Source organism: Pseudonocardia sp. McavD-2-B, assembly GCF_024124365.1.
GTDB lineage: Bacteria > Actinomycetota > Actinomycetes > Mycobacteriales > Pseudonocardiaceae > Pseudonocardia > Pseudonocardia alni.
The window spans coordinates 1-5,131 of the sequence record NZ_JAMXSG010000344.1 but is presented as its reverse complement, the minus strand read 5'-3'; the positions used below and the strand labels follow the sequence as shown (position 1 = coordinate 5,131).

6 protein-coding genes are annotated in these 5,131 nt (G+C 75.8%); 2 read left to right on the top strand and 4 right to left on the bottom strand.

Features of this window, described 5'->3' with window-relative positions; translation table 11 throughout:
* Positions 1-102: 102 nt before the first annotated feature.
* Complete coding sequence (locus NH602_RS27865) at positions 103-423, bottom strand: hypothetical protein (protein ID WP_051050348.1); 321 nt, start codon at positions 421-423, stop codon at positions 103-105.
* A gap of 325 nt (positions 424-748) precedes the next feature.
* On the opposite strand from NH602_RS27865, the gene NH602_RS27860 reads away from it, so the two are divergent.
* Together NH602_RS27860 and NH602_RS27855 are read left to right on the top strand one after the other, a co-directional pair.
* Positions 749-1,360, top strand: a complete 612-nt coding sequence (locus NH602_RS27860) for a GNAT family N-acetyltransferase (protein ID WP_073574082.1) — start codon at positions 749-751, stop codon at positions 1,358-1,360.
* Between the two features lie 37 nt (positions 1,361-1,397).
* The gene (locus NH602_RS27855) at positions 1,398-2,078 is read left to right on the top strand and encodes a DUF3153 domain-containing protein (protein WP_179760368.1); all 681 of its coding nucleotides are present in this window, start codon (positions 1,398-1,400) and stop codon (positions 2,076-2,078) included.
* A 39-nt stretch (positions 2,079-2,117) separates the two neighbouring features.
* Here the strand turns inward: NH602_RS27855 and NH602_RS27850 are convergent, their stop codons facing one another.
* The 3 genes from NH602_RS27850 to NH602_RS27840 form a co-directional block, all read right to left on the bottom strand.
* Complete coding sequence (locus NH602_RS27850; protein ID WP_179760369.1) at positions 2,118-3,107, bottom strand: NADPH:quinone reductase; 990 nt, start codon at positions 3,105-3,107, stop codon at positions 2,118-2,120.
* A 56-nt stretch (positions 3,108-3,163) separates the two neighbouring features.
* Entirely contained in the window at positions 3,164-3,784 is a 621-nt protein-coding gene (locus NH602_RS27845) for a DedA family protein (protein WP_253069348.1), read from the bottom strand.
* 78 nt (positions 3,785-3,862) lie between these two features.
* On the bottom strand, positions 3,863-5,131 hold a 1,269-nt coding region (locus NH602_RS27840; RefSeq protein WP_253069347.1), incomplete at its 5' end, for an LCP family protein.

The window sequence follows — 5,131 nt, the reverse complement described above, 5'->3', positions numbered from 1 at the left end:
GTCGCCCGGCCGTCGCGCCCCGGCGGACCGCGGCGACGGCAGCGCCAGGTCCAGTTCCATCGTCCTGCTCCGCACGCGCACCTCCCGCATCTCCCGCACCTCTCAGTCGACCTTCACCAGGTCCCACACGCCCGGACCGGACCGCATCCGCAGCACCACCTCACGCGGCGGCTCCTGCGGGTCCTGCACCGACCGGGCGAGCACCCGCCAACAGCTCAGCCGATCCCCGCCCACCGGCATCGGCGACGGGAACGGCCACGGGGACTCCTCGATCCACTGGTCCCGAACCCCGGTGACCAGGAAATGTTCCCCGCGGCGCGACGGACGCCTCGAGAACTCGACCGGCTCACCGTTCTGCCAGCGCACGTCGATCGCCGCCGGCTGGCGGGACCGGAACAAACGCGAGAAGCCGCCCACTGGCATCACCACGCCCTCCACCCAGTGGCCGGGCCTCGGTTCCCACCACCGGAATCGGTCTCCGGGACGCCCGGCGACGGGGTGCTTCCCCCACTCCGCCCACCGGACGCCCGGTGTCGAACACGCGTTCGACATACGTCAGTAGAACGCGTGTTCGATCGTCGCGTCAAGTCGGGTGACCGGGTGGCGCCACTCACCCACCGGCACCGTGGCGGGGTGCCCGGTCCGGACCCGCCGGGACCGGCCGGGCGTGGTGTGATGGGGACATGTACCCGGACACCGACCCCGCCCCGGCGCGGGCGTGCGGTCCCCACCGGGGCCGGTGCTCGCGGTGACCGCCGCACCGTCACGGGCGCGCCTGGTCGGCCTCGGCCGCAGCGAGTTCGCCGACCGGCTGGGCGAGGCGATCGACGTCTACGTCACCGCGATGGGCTACCCGCGGTCGACCGCACGCCAGCGCCGCTCGCTGTGGCTCGAGCACTCCTACCGGCCGGGCTGGCGCTCGGTCGGCTGGCTCGACGAGCAGGACCGGCTCACCGGCATCGGCTACGGCTACTGGGGCGGCCCCGGGCAGTGGTGGTTCGAGGAGGTCCGCCGCGGGCTGCGTGCCCGTCGCGGGGAGCCCGGGGCCGTGAGCGCCGACTGGCTGACCGACTACTTCGAGCTGACCGAGCTGCACGTCCACCCGCAGGCACAGGGCTCGGGCATCGGCGAGTCGCTGCTGCGGGCGCTGGCCCGCGACGCCGCCCGGGCCCGGATGCTGCTGTCCACCCCCGAGTACGGCCGCGCCACGCCCGGCCGGGCGTGGCGGCTCTACCGTCGTGCCGGGTTCGTCGACGTGCTGCGCGAGCACCTGTTCACCGGGGACCCGCGCCCGTTCGCCGTGCTCGGACGCGAGCTGCCGCTGCTTCCCACGGATCACCCGACACACGCCCCCGAGTGACGCCGGGACCGTCGTACCCGGGTGGCACGATGACGCCATGCCGCCGCACCGCACCGCGCCGCCCGCACGCCGTCGATCCCGGACGCGTGCGCTCGTGCTGCTCGCGGTGCTGGCCCTCCTCGCGCTGACCGGTTGCACCCGGGTCCAGGTGGCCCTCGCCGTGCAGCCGGACGACACCGTCGACGGCACGATCGTCGTCGCGACGCCCGAGGGCGCACCGGACGGCCGCGGCCCGCAGATGGCGGTCCCGGCCGACCTCGCGGGCGAGGTCGAGCTGTCGCCGTACGACCAGGACGGCTTCGTCGGCACCCGTGCGGCCTTCGAGAACCTGACCTTCGCCCAGGTCTCGCAGCTGAACCTGCTCGGCGGGAACGCGTCGGGGCGGGCGAACCTGGAGCTGCGCCGGGTCGGGGAACGGATCGCCGTGCAGGGCCGGGCCGACCTGACCACGATGCCGGTGGACCGGGCCGACGTGCGGCTCGCGATGAGCTTTCCCGGCGAGGTCGTCGAGTCCGACGGCGAGACCGACGGCGGCACCGTCACCTGGGAGTTCGTCCCCGGAGAGGTATCCCAGATCAACGCCTCGGTGATCTCGACCGATCCGAACGCGCCGTCGATCCTGGGCTGGTCGCTGCTGCTGGCCGGGCTCGTCGTCGTCGCGGCGGGGGCGGCCGTGCTGCTGGCCCGGCGCGACCGGAACCCGCCGATCCGGCGCTGAGGGCGCGCCGGACCGGCGGGGGTGGCCGACCGGAACAGGTCAGAGGTCGACCACGACCTTGCCCGTCGTCCCCGCCTCGACGGCCTCGTGCGCGGCGACGACGTCGTCGATCCCGAACCGGGTGACCGGCAGCGGGGTCAGCGCTCCGTGCGCGGCCGCGACGCCCAGCCCGTGGGCCGCGTCGGCCAGCACCGGGCGGGGCACGGTGTAGAGCAGCGCGAACCGCAGCACCGCGTTCGCCCCCATCAGCGCGCGGACCGGGATCGACGGGTCCTGCGGGGTGGCGGCGTAGGAGACGACCGCGCCCCCGTTGCGCAGCACCGCGAGGTCCTGGGCCAGGTTGTGGGCGAGCGAGACCTCGACGATCCGGTCGACCGGTCCGGCGGCGTCGAGGATCGCGGCGCCGGGATCGCCGTCGCGGTAGTTGACGACGTGGTGCGCGCCGGCGGCCCGGGCCAGCTCGGCCTTCTCCGGACCGGACACAGTGGTCACCACGGTCGCCCCGGCCCAGCGGGCGAGCTGGATGCCGTAGTGCCCGACCGCGCCCGCACCGCCGGTGACCAGCACCGTCCGTCCGGCGACCGGGCCGTCGGCGAACAGGCAGTGGTAGGCGGTCATCGCCGGGACACCCAGGCAGGCGCCGAGGTCGTCCGGCGCGCCGTCGGGCAGCACCGTGGCCTGCTCGGCCGGCAGCACCGTGTACTGCGCGCAGGTGCCCCACTCGGCGAGCGCGGCGCCGCCGTCGCCGCCCGGCGACGCGAGCCAGGTCCAGACCCGCTGCCCGATCCGGGACGGGTCGACCCCCTCCCCCACGGCGTCGATCTCGCCCACGCCGTCCTGGTGCGGGATGCGGACCCCGTCGAAGGGCCGTGACGTGGTGCCGTCGCGGGTCTTGGTGTCGGTCGGGTTGACCGCCGAGATGCGGACCCGGACCCGGACCTGGCCAGGACCGGGCTCCGGGGTGTCGATCTCACCGACGGTCAGGACGTCGCGGGCGGTGCCCTCACGGGAGTAGCCGGCTGCCTTCATCCGGGCCATCCTGCCGTCGCCGGTCCGGGCCCGCACCCGGTGCGGCACGACCGGCGTCAGGCGGCGTCGCGGCGCTCCTCGGCCAGGGCGGCGACGGTCTCGCGAGCGGCGGCCCGGCGGGCCTCGGCGCGACGACGCCGCACCCGCCACCCGACGACGCCGGCGCCGACCACGACCGCCAGGACCACCCAGCCGGCGATCCCGAAGGCCTTCTCGAACTGCTCGGCGGCCTCGCGCAGCAGGAACCCGGCGGTCACGTGCACGGCCGACCAGACCGTCGCCCCGACGACGACGGCGGGCAGGAACCGCCGCAGCGGCAGCCCGGACGCCCCCGCCGCGGCCGGGGTCATCGTGCGCACCACCGGCAGGAACCGGGCGCCGAGCACCGCCCACGGACCCCAGCGGCGCAGGGTACGGGCGGCGTCGTCCCAGGCGTCGCGGCCCATCCGGCCGATGATCCGCGACTCGCGCAGCCGCGGGCCGAAACGGCGGCCGATCGCGTAGCCGATCGCGTCGCCGCAGGCGGCGGCGACCGCGACCACCCCGGTGACCAGCACCGCGGCCGGGACGTCCGGGACGGCCATCGCGGCGGCGATGAGCACGGTCTCGCCGGGCAGGACCAGCCCGACACCGATCGTGGTCTCGCCGAGGGTGACCAGCCCCGCGACGAGCACCACCACCCACAACGGGACGGAGGTCAGGAAGTCGATGATCTCGGTGATGGGAGGCTCCTCGGCCGGGGTGACGGGGCCGCGTCAATCGACGCAGGGCACCCCGTCGGCGGTCAACTCGGGCTGGGTGTCGGCGGCCGGGGTCGGGTCGCCCCGGGGCGCCGCGGCCCGTCCGGTCCCGCTCTCCGTCGGGGCCGGTGTCGCCGGCGCGGCGCTGTCCGCGTCGTCGCCGCCCCGGGGGTCGGCCGGTGCCCCGGGCGCTGCCAGCCCGGCGAAGAACGCCGTGACCTGCGCCGGGTCGACCTTCACCGCGACACCCTCGCTTCCGGTCCGGTAGTCGGCCCGGCCGGTGGGGACGGTGCGGAAGGTGACCCGGTCACCGCGCAGCTGCGCGGCATGGGCGAGCATCGAGGTGAGGTCCCAGCCCTGGTCGAGCACGACGGCACCGTTGACCGCCTGCATCAGGTCGGCGACGGCCGTCGGGTCGGTGAGGGTGCCCGCCGACAGGAGCCGGTGGGTCAGTCCTGCGAGGAACGCCTGCTGGCGACGGACCCGGTCGAGGTCCCCCTCGGCCAGGCCGTGCCGCTGACGGACGAACTGCAGGGCCTGGGCGCCCTGCACGGTCTGCGGGCCCGCGGCGAAGTCGGCGCCGGAGTAGCTGTCGCGCACCGGGGCCCTGAGGCACACCGGGACGCCGCCGAGCGCGCGGGTGATCTCGGCGAACCCGGCCAGGTTGACCTGGGCGTAGTGGTCGATCGAGACGCCGGTGAGCTCCTCGACGGTGCGCACGAGCAGCCTGCTGCCCGCGGCGTTGGCCTCCCGCTCCAGGTCCGGCCCGCTCAGCCCCCGCCGGATCAGGTCCGGCCGGGCGATCGCCGCACCGCGCGCCAGCGCAGAGTTGATCTTGTGTGTGCCGAGGCCGGGGACATCGACCCAGGAGTCGCGCGGGATCGACACCGCGGAGGCGCCGAGGTCGGGGTCGTCCGGGATGCGGACCAGCATCAGGGTGTCGGTGTTGTCCTGGCCGTCGGCGTCGCCCGCGTCCAGGGCGTCGAGGACCTCGCGGGGCAGCGGGTTGCCGCGGGCGTCGACCCGGGAGTCGCTGCCGACCAGCAGGATGTCGGTCGCGCCGTCGGCGACGTGCGGTCCGGTCACGTCCGCGGTGGTCAGACCGCTGGTGCCGCCGACCATCGCCCAGCCGGCGCCGGTGGCGAGGAAGACCGCGACCGACAGTGCCGCGACGAGACCGCGGGCGCGGTGCCGCAACGGGGCGGGGGCGCGCTGCTCGGCGCGGGGCCAGGGGGCGACCGGGCGGATCGGGGTGGTGGGGCGGGTGCCGGGGTCGGCGGGCCG